The 519-nt window shown below is 63.6% G+C and carries 1 pseudogene; it reads left to right on the top strand.

The features are described 5' to 3' along the window. Window positions 1–446, top strand: a pseudogene (locus AC2YJL_RS27655) (hypothetical protein); the annotation flags it as partial. Window positions 447–519: the final 73 nt, after the last annotated feature.

Below are 519 nucleotides of genomic sequence, written 5' to 3'. Positions count from 1 at the left end.
GCCCACATGACCGGACAGGGGAACGCGAGGGAGACGTGGCAGGTCAGGGCCAGCACCGAGTTGAGGCGGCGGGCCAACCTGCTGCCGCGCTGGCTGAGCGAGCGGCAATTCAGCGCGGAGGACAAGGGGTTGGACTGGGCGCTGGCGCAGTTCGATGGGCACAACGGGGTGCGGGGCCAGGGCCACTTTGCCTTGCTGGAGGAGCAGGTGCACGACTCGATGGCGGGGTTCACCCTGATCGGCTACGTCACCCAGGAGGACAAGGCGGAGAAGCTGCTGGCCATCGTGCGGGAAGCTCGGGAGAGCGGGCCGGAGAACCTGAGGCCTTACCAGGCCACGGTGTTCCGGAATTACGAAACGCAGAGGAAGACAGATCTGGAGCTCTACGAAATCATCGATGGTCGAATTCGCAAGGAACGAACGCTCAGCCAAGACGCGACGACTGAAAAGGAGATCCGGCAGGCCCAAGCAAAGTACAGCAAGGAGTCTGTCTTCAGACCCGATGAGCAGGCGCGGGCA

It is taken from the genome of Priestia sp. SRI_019 (assembly GCF_057586255.1).
The sequence above is the reverse complement of the archived record's forward strand: the minus strand, read 5'-3'. Positions and strand labels throughout refer to the sequence as shown.